Source organism: Glutamicibacter sp. FR1 (genome assembly GCF_047300825.1).
In the GTDB taxonomy this organism is placed as follows: domain Bacteria; phylum Actinomycetota; class Actinomycetes; order Actinomycetales; family Micrococcaceae; genus Glutamicibacter; species Glutamicibacter nicotianae.
In genome coordinates, this window is record NZ_CP178602.1 from 2,935,252 (window position 1) to 2,948,526 (window position 13,275).

Below are 13,275 nucleotides of genomic sequence, written 5' to 3' on the forward strand. Positions count from 1 at the left end.
CATTTCACCTGGCTCAAGGGGTGCACTATGAATCCCCCACCGCGCTGGTTTGGAAACCGGCCGCTACCGAGGCCCGAGGAAGATCTCGAAGACCAGGGGCTGTCCTTCGACGTCGGCACCCTGATCGAGCGACGCAAGGTTCTGGCCGGTGTGGGAGTGGGCACGCTCGCGTTCGCCCTGGCTGACTGCTCCCCAACCGGCACCAAGGGCACCGCTTCGTCGTCCACCGCTGCGGAGATCCCTGACGAGACCGCCGGCCCCTATCCGGGCGACGGGTCCAACGGGCCGGACGTGCTGGAGCAAAGCGGAATCGTCCGCAGCGACATCCGTTCCAGCTTCGGCACCAGCACCACCACGGCCGAGGGCATCGAAATGACCCTTGAGCTGAAGATCGTGGACATGGCCAACAACAACCAGCCCTTCGCCGGTGTGGCAGTGTACGTGTGGCACTGCGACCGGTCCGGGGGATACTCCATGTACTCCAGTGGACTGGAAGATGAGAACTACCTGCGCGGGGTCCAGGTGACGGATGCCGACGGCATGGTGCGCTACACCAGCATCTTCCCGGCATGCTATGCCGGACGCTGGCCGCACATCCACTTCGAGGTGTACCCGGATACCGATTCGATTACCGATCACACCACTGCGATCGCCACCTCGCAGGTCGCCTTGCCGCAGGATACCTGCACCGCGGTCTACGCAACCACCGGCTACGAGCAGTCGGTGAAGAATATGCAAGGGGTGAGCCTGGAGTCGGACAACGTCTTCGGCGAGGATTCGGGAGCCACCCAACTGGCAACCGTCACGGGGAACACCGGCTCCGGCTACGCTGTCAGCCTCACGGTCAATGTGGATACGAACACCGGGCCTTCCGGTAGCTGGGCTCCGGGAGGCATGCCTCCCGGCAACGCCCCGACAGCTCCTGCACCGTCCGGCTCGTAGCAGTGGCGCGCCGCAACCGCTCGTGGTGCAGCGCCACGATGGGCCCGCCGGATTGGCCGTAGCGGTGATGGTGCTCCCGTCGCCGTGGCGGCATGATTGGAGGGATGCTCAGGCCAGCCGGCCGCCGAAGTCATCTGCTATGGCGGCGGCGGCTTCGCGCAGCTTGGGCAGCAGGGTCTGGTTGATGGCCTCGGGATTGTTGCGCCCGGCCTGGACCGAGATGTTCAGCGCCCCGAGCAGCTGGTTCTTTCGGTAGACCGGCACGGCCAGGCCGCGCAGCCCCTCGTCGAGTTCCTGGTTGACCAGGGACCAGCCCTGCTCGCGCACCGTGTCCAGTTCCCGGCGCAGCGCATCCAGGTCCGCCACCGTATGCTCGGTGTACCGCTTGAGCTGCACGCGTTCCAGGAAGGATTCCTGCTCGGCCTTGGACAGCTGCGCGATCAGCACGCGTCCCATCGAGGTCGCCCGGGCCGGCAGAAGGTGCTGATGTTCACGCTGATCCTGATGGGCGCCTCCACCTTCCTGATTGGCTGCCTGCCCACTTTCGACCAGGTCGGCTGGCTGTCCCCGATCCTGCTGGTCTTCGCCCGCCTGTGCCAGGGACTGTCGGCCGCCGGCGAGCAGGCCGGGGCCTCCTCCTTGTCGCTGGAGCATGCGCCGGACCACCGCCGCAGCTTCTTCACCTCCTGGACGCTGACCGGCACCCAGGGCGGGCAGATCCTGGCCGCGCTGATCTTCATTCCGGTGGTCGCCCTGCCCGATGAGATCAAGTACGGCATCGGCTGGCGCATCCCGTTCTGGCTTTCGGCCGTCGTCGTGATCGTCACCTTCTTCATCCGCCGTTCGCTGCATGAAACCCCGGAGTTCGAGGAAGCCAAGAAGAACAACGAGATCGCCAAGCTCCCGCTGGCGGTGCTGCTGAAGTTCCACTGGAAGGACGTGCTGCGCGTCATCCTCTGCGCCTTCATCGCCGCGGTGTCCACCGTCTACGGCACGCTGGCCATCTCCTACGGCAAGACGATCGGCAACATGGACGAGTCCATCACCCTGTGGCTGGTGGTGGCCGGCAACATCGGCGCGCTATTCACCCAGCCGCTGTTCGGCATGCTGGCGGACAAGATCGGGCGCAAGCCGGTATTCATCTATGGTGCGCTGGGCTCCGCGGCCTTCATGCCCTTCTACCTGCGCTCCATGGAAACGGATAACGCGCTGGCGCAGTTCGGTCTCTCGGTGCTGGTCTTCTCCTGCGCCTATGCCGCGGCCAATGCGGTCTGGCCGAGCTTCTACGCCGAGATGTTCTCCTCCCAGGTCCGCTTCTCCGGCCTGGCCATCGGCACCCAGATCGGCTTCTTGATGGCAGGCTTCGCCCCGTCCATCGTCGCCGCCCTGGGCGGCCTGGAAGCCAATGGGTGGGTGCAGATCAGCATCTTCACCGCGGCGATCTCGCTGATCGCCTCCGCCGCGGCGATGACCGCGCGCGAAACCTACAGGGTGCCCACCACGGAGCTGGGCAGCAAGGTCGAAAAGGTCTCCAACTAGAGGCAAGACCCAGCCACAGGTCCCAGCCGAAACCGGGCAGCTGCAGTTGCAGCTGCCCGGTTTCCTGCTTCAGGCGGAGTGGGACTCGTGATCCGCGGCGATCTGCAGCAGCGTCTGCTCGGTGCGGCCCAGCACCTGCGCCGCCGGCCAGATGGCGTGCAGCTCGCGCAGCAGGGCGGGTCCGTCAAAGGCGATTTCCACCAGGGTTCCGGCCGCCAGCTGGCTTTCTACGGCCAATTGGCTGAGCACCGCCGGGCCCATGCCGCCGGCCGCGCACTGGCAGATGGTCGCATTGCTGTTGAATTCGGCCACCGGCTTGGGCCGCTGGGCATGGGCGATGTAATCCAGGAATGCGCGGGTGCCCGAGCCTTCCTCGCGCTCGATCAGCGGCGTGCCCTGCAGCTCGTGCAAGGTCAGCGGCTGCTCGCGCTGCGCCCATTCATGCCCGGGTGCCACCACAATCAGCATCTCGTCGCGGAACACCGGCTTGCTCGTGAGCCCCAGCGGTATATGCGGGGTTTCCACGAAGCCGAGGCCGAGCTCGCCTTGCTGCACGGCACGGATGACGTCCTGCGAATTCATGATCCGCATGCGCGGCGTGATCTGCGGCAGCACCTGGTGCAGCCGACCGATCCACTGCGGGGCCAAGTATTCGGCCACCGTCATGCTCGCCCCGAACTGCAGCTCGGATCCCTCCGCATCGGCCAGCGACCTGGCACCGGCAGCCAAGGCTTCCAAGCTGGCCAGTGCTTCCCGGGCCCATTGCACGGTGAGCACGCCCTCGGCGGTCAGCGTGGAGCCGGTGGTTTTTCGAGTGACCAGCGAATATCCCAAGCGGCGTTCCAGGGTTTTCAAGGCCCGCGAGGCATTGGGCTGCGCCATGCCGGCCGCCCGCGCCCCGGCACTGAGGCTACCGTGGTCGGCAATGCCCACCAGCAATTCCAGCGAGGAGATCTGCAGCCAGTGGGACAGGCTTTTCGATGAGGGTGAATCGCTTTCCATATCACGATCATATGCCTGCGGCGACTCGATAGGTCGGACTGGCCGCCTGCCGAAAGCACAGCCATTTTCTTTACCGCGCGCTCCATCCGCCGTCCATGGCGTAGGACGCTCCGGTGACCATGCCCGCCGCATCAGCGCACAGCCAAGCCACCAGGGACGCCACCTCTTCGGGTTCCACCATCCGCTTGATCGCCGCCTCGGTCAGCATGATTTTCTGCACCACCTCGGATTCTTCGATGCCGTGGACCTTGGCCTGATCGGCAATCTGCTTCTGGACCAGCTGCGTGCGCACATACCCGGGGTTGACGCAGTTGCTGGTAATCCCGAAGTCCGCGCCTTCCAGCGCCGTGGCCTTCGACAGCCCTTCCAGCCCATGCTTGGCCGCCACGTAGGCGCTCTTGAAAGCGCTGGCCCGCAGCCCATGGATGGAAGAAATATTGATGATGCGCCCGAAGCCGCGCTCGCGCATGCCGGGCAATGCAGCACGGATCAGCAGGAAGGGAGATTCCAGCATGAGCCGGTGGATCAGCCGCCAGGCTTCGGGATCGAACTCATGGATCGGAGCCACCCTCTGCACGCCGGCGTTGTTGACCAGGATGTCGATATCTAGGCTGAGCTCTTCCAAGGATTTGGTATCCGAGAGATCCACGGCCCATGCCTTCCCGCCAAGTGCCTGTGCTGCTTGCCCGGCCGCCCGCTCGTCCACATCGGCAATGGTCACGGCCGCGCCGGCTCGGGTCAATGCCGTCGCGCTGGCCAAGCCAATGCCCGACGCGCCGCCGGTAATCAAGGCGCGGCGCCCTGCCAGCCCTTCAGGACTCTGCCTGTTCTCTTCAGCCATGCTGCCTATCCTCTGCTTAGCTCCACTGGATCGTGCCGGTGCGCTGGCCGCAGTTGCGTGCAGCGCCCTTCGTTTCAAAGTAGGCACCGGCAAGCAAGCCGGTCAACGGCATTGGCTGTGCAGATTCCGCAGGCAAATGTGCAGGCTTGCACAGTGATTGCCGTTGGATCCGCGTTGGTTGCGCACCAGAAGCTAAGCTGGCATTCAAAGGCTATTTCGCAATCCACGAGCCAAGGACACGGTAGGCAATGACGACTTCCCCGATACCTGCGACCCCCGCTGAGGTCCCCATCCGCAAGGCTGCCAGCGTTCTGCTACTGCGCCAGGCAGCCGCCGGATTCGAAGTGTTCATCCAGCACCGCGTGAACACGATGGACTTCGCGGCAGGCATGGTGGTCTATCCCGGCGGACGTGTTGATCTCCAGGACGGGCAGGCGGCAGGAGAGGCCGAATTGGATCCTCTAGTGCTCAGCGACCACGTCCAGCGTTGGGCGTACACCTCGGTCCTTGCCGAAGGCCCGGAACGCGCGCCGCACCTGGCCGGTGAGGTCCTCTTCGCCGCCCGGCGTGAAGTCTTCGAGGAAACCGGGCTGCTGCTGGATCCTGGCCAGCTGCACCCATGGGCCAACTGGGTCACCCCAGCCGGATTCCCGCGTCGCTTCGACACCTATTTCTTTGTCGCCGCGTTGCGCGCAGGCCAAGAACCGGTCCACCAGACCACCGAAGCGGTGATTTCCAAGTGGACCAGTCCAGAGGCGCTGTTCGCTGCGCTTGAGCGCGGCGAGGTCAAGATGATGCGCCCCACCCAACGCACCTTGCTGGATGCGATGGAGCTGGGCAGCATCGAGCGGATCTTGTCCAGCAAGCCGGTGATTTCCCCGGTCCATCCGAATCCCGAGGATTCGCAGTCGTCAAACCCGGTGCGGGACTCGGAGCGGCAACCCAGGCGCTAGCCGCCGTCCTGGCTCAGGACTCCAGCAGTGAGCGCCCGACGATCAGCGACATGATCTCGTTGGTGCCTTCCAGGATCTGGTGCACGCGCAGATCCCGGGCGATCTTCTCCATCCCGTAGTCGGCCAGGTAGCCGTAGCCGCCGTGCAGCTGGATCGCGCTGTTGGCGGCATTGAAGCCGGCATCCGAGGCCATCTTCTTCGCCATCGCGCACAGCCGCACCCGATCCGGGCTCTTCGCGTCCAGGGCGGCCGCGGCACGGCGCAGCAGCGAGCGGGCAGCTTCCAGTTCCATGTCCATCTCGGCCAGCTTGAAGACCAACGCTTCCTGCCTGGTCAGCGGACCGCCGAAGGCCTGGCGCTCCTTCAGGTACAGCGCCGACTTCTCCAGCGCGCTCTGCCCGCCGCCCAGCGAGCAGGCACCGATGTTCAGCCGGCCGCCATTCAGCGCCTGCATGGCCATTGAGAATCCCTGCCCTTCGGCGCCCAGCAGATTGCCAGCGGGAACGCGCACGCCTTCCATGATCACCTGACGGGTGGGCTGCGCCTTCCAGCCCATCTTCTTCTCGTTCGGCCCGAAACTCAGGCCCTCGGCATCTCCTGGAACCAGGAAGGCGCTGATCCCGCGCGAACCGGTATCGGCGGTGCGGGCCATGACGATGTAGAGCGCCGAGCTGCCGGCGCCGGAGATGAACTGCTTGACCCCGCTGAGCACATACTCGTCTCCGTCCCGGCGGGCCCGGGTCGACAGGGCCGCCGCATCAGAGCCGACGCCCGGCTCGGTCAGGCAGTAGGAGCCCAGGTCTTCCATCGTGGTCATCGACGGCAGCCAAGCGGCACGCTGCTCGTCATTGCCGAAGGTGTCGACCATCCACACCACCATGTTGTGGATGGAAATGTAGGCGGCCAGGGTCGGATCGGCCTTGGCCAGTTCCTCGAAGACCAGCACGGCATCGCTGCGGGTCAAGCCCGATCCGCCATGGTCTTCCGAAACATAGATGCCGCCCATGCCCAGCTGGCCTGCCTCAGCCAGCACATCCACCGGGAAGTGCTGCTCCTGGTCCCATTTCAGGGCATTGGGAGCAATCCGGGTCTCAGCGAAATCATGAACCATTTCGATCAATGACTTCTGGTCATCGCTTACTTCAAACAACACCGGCTCCTTTGCCTGCACCTTGCGTCTTTGACCTCAGTCTATGTGACACAAGATACACTTGGGGGCGAATCAGCTGAATTCCGAAGCATCCATTTCGAAAAGTTGGGCTCACCGCATGCAGATCCGTACAAGCACCGCCGAGGATTGGCCTGATATCTACGGCTTCTACCGCAAGATCATGGATGAAGGGCAAACCTACGCTTTCCCGCAGGGCCAGTCCCTTGAGGAAGCCCGTCCGTGGTGGATGGAAGAGCCGCCAGGCCAAACGGTAGTCGCCGTGGAAGACGGCAGGATCATCGGTTCTGCGAAGATGGGCCCGAATAAGCCCGGGGCAGGATCCCACATAGCCACCGCCTCATTCCTGGTCGATCCGGAAGCCCGCAGCCGCGGCGTGGGCAGAACGCTGGGCCGCTACGCAATCGACTGGGCACGGCAGGAAAACTACCACGGCATCCAGTTCAATGCGGTTGTCGAAACCAATGAGGCGGCAGTGCACCTGTGGCAATCGCTGGGCTTCACGATCCTGGGCACCATCCCGGGAGCATTCAGGCATCCCATCCAGGGGCTGGTGGGCCTGCACTTCATGTTCCTGCCCCTGGACCCGGCCGTTTCAGCGGAGCATTAGCCGCGCGCGTCAAACCGTTCGCGGGCGGCGAGCACCTTGGGCACATGCTCCTCTGACCACAGGCGCAGGATTTCCATGGGTTCCAGGATCCCCTGGCCCAAATCGGTCAGCTCATAGTCCACCCGCACCGGCACCTGGGCGAACACGGTGCGCTGCACCAGCCCGTCGCGTTCCAGGTTGCGCAGGGTATGGGTGAGCACCTTGGGCGTGACAGCTCCGACGCGTTGGCGTAACGCAGAGAAACGTTGCGGTCCGCCAGCCAGCGCCAGAAGCACCAGCGGTGTCCATTTATCGCCTAGACGCTGCATAATTTCACGTGAAGGGCATTCCTGCACGAACACGTCGAAGGGTTCATGGCTATCCATGAGGAAACCTGGTTTCGTTGTAGTGGCCGGTATCTAAAAGATACCATTGACTCGAACCTGCTTCCCCAAGGAAAGAGAGCACCATGAAGATTGCAGTTTACGGAGCGACCGGCATGGTCGGCTCGGAAGTTGTTGCCGAAGCCATTTCCCGCGGCCACGAGGTCACCTCGGTCACCCGTTCGGGCAAGGACGTCGAAGGCACCACCGCAGTGGCAGCCGAACTGGGCGACGGCGCAACCTACCGCGATCTGGGCAAGGGCAACGACGTAATCGTCATCGCCGTGCCGCCATCGCGCACCGGCGGCGACCACCAGGAATACCTGGATGCCTTCGAGCAGATCACCGAAACCCTTGTTCCGGCCCGTCTGGTCGTGGTCGGCGGCGCCGGCGCCACCGAAGTCGAGGGCGTGCGCCTGATCGACACCCCGGGATTCCCCGAGGAATACAAGGCCGAGGCTACCACCAGCGCCGAGGTCTACGACATGTTCACCTCGGTGTCCGGCATCACCTGGACCGTCGTGGCCCCGGCCCCGGTCATCATGCCAGCGCGCCGCACCGGCAGCTACACCCTGGGCACCGATTCGCCGGCTGGCGACTTCGTTTCCTCCCAGGACTTCGCCGTAGCGATCCTCGATGAGATCGAAACCCCGGTCCACGAGAACCGCCGCATGACCGTAGCCAGCGAAAAGTAGTCCGCTTCGCAGACTGCCGCTGCCCGCCATTCGCCAGATCGGAGCGGGACGCTCCGATCTGACGAATGCGTTCCGGATGACTAGAGTTGGTTTGGTCATCACCACTAGTTCATCGAGGTAAGCACTTCCCCATGCAACGAAACTCGCGCGCATCCCGGATCCTCGGCTGCGCTATCGCGCTCCCGCTCATTGGAGCCCTGCTGGCCAGCTGCTCGGCTGGAGCCGGATCCGATTCCACCGAAGAGAATGCGAAGCCGGTAGCCGGCGGCACCCTGGTCTACGCGTCGGGCGATGCGGAGCCGTCCTGCTTGGACCCGCATGTGGGCGGCAACTACCCGCAGGCCCTGGTGGCCAGCCAGTACCTCGAATCCCTGTTCACCAAGGATGCGGACGGGAAGATCATCCCGTGGCTTGCTGAAAGCACCGAAGTGTCCGAGGACGGCCTGTCCCGCACCATCACCCTGCGCGACGGCATCAGCTTCACCGACGGCACCAAGCTCACCGCCGAGGCCATCAAGGCCAATATCCAGCACCTGAAGGATCCGAATACCGCCTCCTCCACCGGCTACCTGGCCGTGGGCAAGGTAGTGGACATCGAAATTGTTGATGAGCTCACCGCCAAGCTGACACTCTCCTCCCCGGATAACGCGCTGCTCGAATCGCTGTCCATGCCGTGGACCGCCATCGAATCCCCCAAGGCGCTGGAACGCGACCAGGCCACCAACTGCGCCTCCCCGGTAGGCACCGGCCCGTTCAAGGTCGAGTCCTGGGAGCACCAGAAGGCAGTGAACCTGGTCCGCAACGACGACTACGTCCTGCCGGTGGGCGACGCGGAGCGTGCCGATGACAAGGCCTATCTGGATGGCATCACCTGGCGCTTCATCCCGGAGGCCGCCACCCGCTACGCCGCATTGCAGTCCGGCGAGGTCGACGTGATCGACAACGCGCAGCCGGACACCATTGCCACCGCGACGAAGGACAACTCGCTGGGCCACCTGGATGCACCGCGCCCGGGCGCTTCCAACCGCATCGAGCTGAACAGCTCCAAGGCGCCATTCGATGACCAGCGCGTGCGCGAAGCGTTCATCCGCACCGTGGATGCCAACTCCGGCATCAGCGCCCTGTACTTCGGCACCGCGCAGCGCAGCTACTCGCTGCTTTCTTCCGTGGAGCCGCTGGGCTACTCCGACGAGTCGCTGTTCGGCACCGATGCGGCCAAGGCCAATGAGCTGCTCGATGAAGCTGGCTGGACCGAACGCGACGCCGAAGGCTACCGCGTGAAGGACGGCAAGCGCCTGTCCCTGGACTTCCCGGTCTCCACCAACCAGTCGGTTCCCGCCGAGCAGTCGCTGTTCGAGCAGTTCCAGGCCCAGGCCAAGGCCGTGGGCTTCGAGGTGAAGATCCAGCTGCTGGACCTCTCCAGCTGGTACGGCGCTCTGGCCAAGCACGAATACGACCTGGTCTCCGCTCCGTACACCAAGGTCGGCCCGTCGGTGCTGCGCATCCTCTACCACTCCAATTCGACCGTGCCTGCGCCATCAGGCTACTTTGCCAACAACGCGCAGGTGAAGAACGAGAAGCTGGATGGGATCCTGGCCGAGGCCGAGCAGACCAATGACGAGGCGCTACGCGCTTCGCTGTACGAGCAGGCGCAGAAGCTGGTGCTCGAGGGCTACTACGTGCTGCCGCTCTACGACCAGCAGAACCACTTCCTCTACGGCAAGAACGTGCACGGAGTCGGCGCCACCACCGCCGTGTCCTCGCCGATCTACTACGACACCTTCATCACCGAGTAGCAACCGGTGGGCACGATTGCTTGGGCCGGGCGCAAGATCGGCGGCGCGCTGGTGGTGCTGTGGCTGGTCGCCACCGCCATCTTCATCGCCATCCGGCTGATCCCCGGCGACCCGGCCGAAGCAATCATGGGCGGCCCCGGCTCCCAGGCCTCGGCCGAAGCGCTGGCCGTTGCCCGCGCCGAGTACGGACTGGACCGGCCGCTCATCGCCCAGTACCTGATGTACCTGGGCAAGCTGGCCACCTGCGATTTCGGCACCTCCTATTCGCTCAAGCAGCCGGTGATCGGCATCATGGGCGAGGTCCTGCCCAACACCCTCTGGCTGGCGCTGCTCGCCCTGGCCGCTGCGTGGGTGCTGTCCCTGTGCTTCGCCGCCCTGGCCATGCGCGCCAACCGGGTGGGCGCCTGGGTGGGGAATATCGTGGAAATCATTGCCGCCGCGGTGCCGCACTTCTGGCTTGGCGCGGTGCTGATCATGCTCTTCTCCTCGATGCTCGGCTGGCTGCCGGCGGTGGACAACGGCACGACCCAGGGCCTCATCCTGCCGGTGCTGACCCTGGCTCTGCCGCTGGCCGGCTTCCTCACCCAGCTGATGCGCGATTCGCTTAGCTACGCCATGTCAAGCCAGTTCGCGCTGGCCGCCCGAGCCCGCGGCGAGAGCCGGCTGGCAGTCTTCTGGCGCCATGGCCTGCGCCATGCGGCCTTGCCAGCACTGGGTCTGACCGGGTGGGCCTTTTCCTCGCTGCTCTCCGGGGCAGTGGTGGTCGAAGCGGTCTTCGCCCGCCCGGGCCTGGGCCGCTCGCTGCTCTCTGCGGTGCTGGCCCGCGACATTCCCATGGTCACCGGCATCGCCTTGTTCTCCGCACTGGTGTACATCGTGGTCATGGCCATCACCGAAGGCCTCGAACGTGCCATCGACCCGGCAGGAGCGAGCTCATGAGCCGCACCGCCAAGATCCTCAGCCTCAGCTTCATCGCCTTGTGGCTGCTCGTCGCGCTGGCTCCCTCTGTACTGGCTCCCGGCGACCCGTTGGCAATCAACCCGGCCGAGGCATTCCAGGCGCCCGGCACCTCGCACTTCTTCGGCACCGACGAATCCGGCCGCGACATCTATACCCGCGTCATCCATGGCGCCCGCGACTCGCTGGCCATCGGGTTGGCCGCCACCGCGCTGGGCATGGGGCTGGCCATCGTCTTGGGCACCGCCGCGGCGCTGTCCCCGCGCTGGCTTGATGAGATCATCCTGCGGGTGCTCGAAGCGCTGTACGCGATCCCTTCCCTGCTGATGGCGCTGCTGCTCATCGCCTTCACCGGGCCCGGCGTCGGGCCTGCCATCGTCGCGGTAGGCCTGTCCACCGCGCCGGGCTACGCACGGCTGGTGCGCAGCCAGATCCGCACGTTGAAGGGCTCGGAAATGCTGGAGGCGGCCACCGTGCTGGGCCGCGGCACCTGGCTGCGCGTGCGCAACCACCTGGTGCCCAACGCCCTGAAGCCCTTGCTGGCACTGGTGACCTTGGGGATTGGCCAGGCGGTCATCTGGGCCGCCGCGCTGTCCTTCCTGGGCTTGGGCACTCCGCCGCCAGCGCCCGAATGGGGCGCCATGCTCTCGGCCGGGCGCACCTACCTGCACCTGGCCTGGTGGATGAGCCTGTTCCCCGGTCTGGCAATTGTTTTCGTGGCCGCCGGCGCCACCCTGATCGGCCGCGCGCTGGGCGGAAAGGCCAGGACCGTATGAACGGGCAAGCATTGATCACCGCCAGGAACCTGTCGGTCAGCTTCGGTTCCACCGTGGCGGTGAAGAACGTTTCCTTCACCGTCCAGGCTGGACGTTGCCTGGCCCTGGTGGGCGAATCAGGCTCCGGCAAATCCGTGACCGCACGCAGCCTGCTGGGACTCTCCGGCGGCATCGCGACCGCGGATAAGCTGGCAGTCTGCGGGCAGGATGCCCTGTCGCTGTCCGAGCGCAGCTGGCAGCAGATCCGCGGCAATTCCGTCTCGATGATCCTGCAGGATGCCCTGATGGCGCTGGATCCGCTGCGTCCGGTGGGCCGGGAAATCGGCGACGCGCTCAAGGCCCACGGCAAGCTGCCCCGGGCCGAGCGGCAGCAGCGGGTCATCCAGGTGCTTGAGTCCGTGCGCATGCCCGAACCCGAACGCCGCGCCAGGCAGCGTTCCACCGAGCTTTCCGGCGGCATGCGCCAGCGCGCGCTGATTGCCCAGGCCCTGGCCGGCAACCCGCAGGTGGTCATCGCCGATGAGGCCACCACCGCGCTGGACTCGGCGCTGACCGCCTTGGTTCTCGCACAGCTGCGCGAGCTGAAGAAGCAGGGCCGCGGCGTGCTGATGATCAGCCACGACCTGGCCCAGGTAGGCCACCTGGCCGATGACATCGCGGTGATGCGCCAAGGCGAGATTGTCGAGGCCGGGACCACCGCACAGATCCTGGGCAACCCGCAGCACGAGTACACCCGGCAGCTGCTACGCGCCGTGCCTTCGGGCGTGCCGCGCTTCGCACCCTTGTCGGCATCCAGCAGGCCGTTGGCCGCACCGATGCAGAAAGATGCCGCGCCGGCTTCCAGCGCGCTGTCGGCCAAGGGGCTGTCGAAGAGCTTCGGAAAGCAGGCGGCCGTCGAGTCGGCCAGCTTCGAGGTGCCCCGCGGCAAGACCCTGGGCATCGTTGGCGAATCCGGATCGGGCAAGACCACCACTGCCCGCATGGTCCTGGGCTTGCAGCAACCGGATGCCGGCACGGTCGAGCTGCTCGGCGAACGCTTCGTCCCGGCCCATGAGCCGCAGCGCCGGAAGCTGCGCGAGCAAATGGGCGCGATCTACCAGAACCCGCTGGGATCCTTCGACCCGCGCTATTCCGTGGGCCAGCTACTGGCCGATGCGCTGAGCCGGGGCAAGTCCAAGCGCGCTGCCGAATACCGGGTCCCGGTGGCCGAACTACTGGAACAGGTTGAATTATCCCCTGGTTTGCTGGAGCGCAATCCGCGTGAGCTTTCAGGCGGGCAGCGCCAGCGTCTGGCCATTGCCCGTGCACTGGCGCCGAAGCCATCGGTGCTGGTCCTCGACGAGCCGGTCTCCGCGCTGGATGCTTCCATCCAGGCCACCGTGCTGGATCTGCTGGATAGGATCCAGGTCGAGACCGGGACCAGCTACCTGTTCATCAGCCACGATTTATCGGTCATCGAGCATATGAGCGATACCGTCGCGGTAATGCATCAGGGCAAGATCATCGAGCAGGGTACGACAGCCCAGGTCTTCGCAGCTCCGCAACAGGAATACACGAAGCTGCTGCTCTCCGCCATGCCGCGGTTGCGCTGAGGGCCTCTAACCGCGTCCCCAGTATCGCTTGGGTCATTCGTA

At 65.2% G+C, this 13,275-nt stretch carries 13 protein-coding genes and 1 pseudogene; 9 read left to right on the forward strand and 5 right to left on the reverse strand.

All coding sequences use genetic code 11. The annotated features are described in order from the left end of the window. Window positions 1-27: 27 nt before the first annotated feature. A complete protein-coding gene (locus tag ACLQ8T_RS14115; protein WP_413455012.1) occupies window positions 28-942 on the forward strand; it encodes an intradiol ring-cleavage dioxygenase in 915 nt (304 codons plus the stop codon). Window positions 943-1,050: 108 nt separating this feature from the next. Here ACLQ8T_RS14115 and ACLQ8T_RS14120 read toward each other — a convergent pair whose 3' ends face one another. Continuing rightward, window positions 1,051-1,398, reverse strand: a complete 348-nt coding sequence (locus ACLQ8T_RS14120; RefSeq protein WP_413455013.1) for an IclR family transcriptional regulator C-terminal domain-containing protein — start codon at window positions 1,396-1,398, stop codon at window positions 1,051-1,053. Window positions 1,399-1,404: 6 nt separating this feature from the next. Between ACLQ8T_RS14120 and ACLQ8T_RS14125 the strand changes: the two are divergent. After that, window positions 1,405-2,481, forward strand: a pseudogene (locus ACLQ8T_RS14125) (MFS transporter); the annotation flags it as partial. Between the two features lie 69 nt (window positions 2,482-2,550). On the opposite strand, the gene ACLQ8T_RS14130 reads toward ACLQ8T_RS14125, so the two are convergent. After that, complete coding sequence (locus ACLQ8T_RS14130) at window positions 2,551-3,483, reverse strand: LysR family transcriptional regulator (protein WP_413455014.1); 933 nt, start codon at window positions 3,481-3,483, stop codon at window positions 2,551-2,553. Window positions 3,484-3,553: 70 nt separating this feature from the next. Further along, window positions 3,554-4,324 carry a 3-hydroxybutyrate dehydrogenase gene (locus ACLQ8T_RS14135; protein ID WP_413455015.1) on the reverse strand — a complete coding sequence of 257 codons (771 nt, stop codon included), beginning with the start codon at window positions 4,322-4,324 and terminating at the stop codon, window positions 3,554-3,556. Between the two features lie 248 nt (window positions 4,325-4,572). On the opposite strand from ACLQ8T_RS14135, the gene ACLQ8T_RS14140 reads away from it, so the two are divergent. Continuing rightward, window positions 4,573-5,277, forward strand: coding sequence for an NUDIX hydrolase (locus ACLQ8T_RS14140; protein WP_413455016.1), 705 nt, complete (start codon window positions 4,573-4,575; stop codon window positions 5,275-5,277). 13 nt (window positions 5,278-5,290) lie between these two features. Here ACLQ8T_RS14140 and ACLQ8T_RS14145 read toward each other — a convergent pair whose 3' ends face one another. Beyond that, window positions 5,291-6,427: an acyl-CoA dehydrogenase family protein gene (locus ACLQ8T_RS14145; protein ID WP_204722995.1), complete on the reverse strand. Its 1,137-nt coding sequence runs from the start codon at window positions 6,425-6,427 to the stop codon at window positions 5,291-5,293. Between the two features lie 118 nt (window positions 6,428-6,545). Here ACLQ8T_RS14145 and ACLQ8T_RS14150 point away from each other — a divergent pair, with 118 nt between their 5' ends. Further along, window positions 6,546-7,055: a GNAT family N-acetyltransferase gene (locus ACLQ8T_RS14150; RefSeq protein ID WP_204722996.1), complete on the forward strand. Its 510-nt coding sequence runs from the start codon at window positions 6,546-6,548 to the stop codon at window positions 7,053-7,055. Here the strand turns inward: ACLQ8T_RS14150 and ACLQ8T_RS14155 are convergent. Further along, window positions 7,052-7,420: a winged helix-turn-helix transcriptional regulator gene (locus ACLQ8T_RS14155; RefSeq protein ID WP_128469259.1), complete on the reverse strand. Its 369-nt coding sequence runs from the start codon at window positions 7,418-7,420 to the stop codon at window positions 7,052-7,054. The genes ACLQ8T_RS14150 and ACLQ8T_RS14155 overlap by 4 nt on opposite strands. An 83-nt stretch (window positions 7,421-7,503) precedes the next feature. Here ACLQ8T_RS14155 and ACLQ8T_RS14160 point away from each other — a divergent pair, with 83 nt between their 5' ends. The 5 genes from ACLQ8T_RS14160 (at window position 7,504) to ACLQ8T_RS14180 (ending at window position 13,233) form a co-directional block, all read left to right on the forward strand. Continuing rightward, entirely contained in the window at window positions 7,504-8,112 is a 609-nt protein-coding gene (locus ACLQ8T_RS14160; RefSeq protein ID WP_413455017.1) for an NAD(P)-dependent oxidoreductase, read from the forward strand. A 131-nt stretch (window positions 8,113-8,243) separates the two neighbouring features. After that, window positions 8,244-9,908 carry an ABC transporter substrate-binding protein gene (locus tag ACLQ8T_RS14165; RefSeq protein WP_413455018.1) on the forward strand — a complete coding sequence of 555 codons (1,665 nt, stop codon included), beginning with the start codon at window positions 8,244-8,246 and terminating at the stop codon, window positions 9,906-9,908. Window positions 9,909-9,914: 6 nt separating this feature from the next. Next, on the forward strand, window positions 9,915-10,847 hold the full coding sequence (locus ACLQ8T_RS14170) for an ABC transporter permease (RefSeq protein WP_413455019.1): 933 nt from the start codon (window positions 9,915-9,917) through the stop codon (window positions 10,845-10,847). Beyond that, window positions 10,844-11,641: an ABC transporter permease gene (locus ACLQ8T_RS14175; RefSeq protein ID WP_204723000.1), complete on the forward strand. Its 798-nt coding sequence runs from the start codon at window positions 10,844-10,846 to the stop codon at window positions 11,639-11,641. The genes ACLQ8T_RS14170 and ACLQ8T_RS14175 overlap by 4 nt, the downstream gene beginning before the upstream one ends. After that, a complete protein-coding gene (locus tag ACLQ8T_RS14180) occupies window positions 11,638-13,233 on the forward strand; it encodes a dipeptide ABC transporter ATP-binding protein (protein WP_413455020.1) in 1,596 nt (531 codons plus the stop codon). The genes ACLQ8T_RS14175 and ACLQ8T_RS14180 overlap by 4 nt, the downstream gene beginning before the upstream one ends. The last annotated feature ends 42 nt before the right edge of the window (window positions 13,234-13,275 follow it).

What these genes read in the sequence shown, in the direction of transcription:
- ACLQ8T_RS14140 (WP_413455016.1), top strand. Translation starts at nt 4,573, where the DNA reads ATGACGACTTCCCCGATACCTGCGACCCCCGCTGAGGTCCCCATCCGC.
- ACLQ8T_RS14175 (WP_204723000.1), top strand. Translation starts at nt 10,844, where the DNA reads ATGAGCCGCACCGCCAAGATCCTCAGCCTCAGCTTCATCGCCTTGTGG.
- ACLQ8T_RS14115 (WP_413455012.1), top strand. Translation starts at nt 28, where the DNA reads ATGAATCCCCCACCGCGCTGGTTTGGAAACCGGCCGCTACCGAGGCCC.
- ACLQ8T_RS14135 (WP_413455015.1), bottom strand. Translation starts at nt 4,324, where the DNA reads ATGGCTGAAGAGAACAGGCAGAGTCCTGAAGGGCTGGCAGGGCGCCGC.
- ACLQ8T_RS14160 (WP_413455017.1), top strand. Translation starts at nt 7,504, where the DNA reads ATGAAGATTGCAGTTTACGGAGCGACCGGCATGGTCGGCTCGGAAGTT.
- ACLQ8T_RS14130 (WP_413455014.1), bottom strand. Translation starts at nt 3,483, where the DNA reads ATGGAAAGCGATTCACCCTCATCGAAAAGCCTGTCCCACTGGCTGCAG.
- ACLQ8T_RS14150 (WP_204722996.1), top strand. Translation starts at nt 6,546, where the DNA reads ATGCAGATCCGTACAAGCACCGCCGAGGATTGGCCTGATATCTACGGC.
- ACLQ8T_RS14165 (WP_413455018.1), top strand. Translation starts at nt 8,244, where the DNA reads ATGCAACGAAACTCGCGCGCATCCCGGATCCTCGGCTGCGCTATCGCG.
- ACLQ8T_RS14155 (WP_128469259.1), bottom strand. Translation starts at nt 7,420, where the DNA reads ATGGATAGCCATGAACCCTTCGACGTGTTCGTGCAGGAATGCCCTTCA.
- ACLQ8T_RS14180 (WP_413455020.1), top strand. Translation starts at nt 11,638, where the DNA reads ATGAACGGGCAAGCATTGATCACCGCCAGGAACCTGTCGGTCAGCTTC.
- ACLQ8T_RS14120 (WP_413455013.1), bottom strand. Translation starts at nt 1,398, where the DNA reads ATGGGACGCGTGCTGATCGCGCAGCTGTCCAAGGCCGAGCAGGAATCC.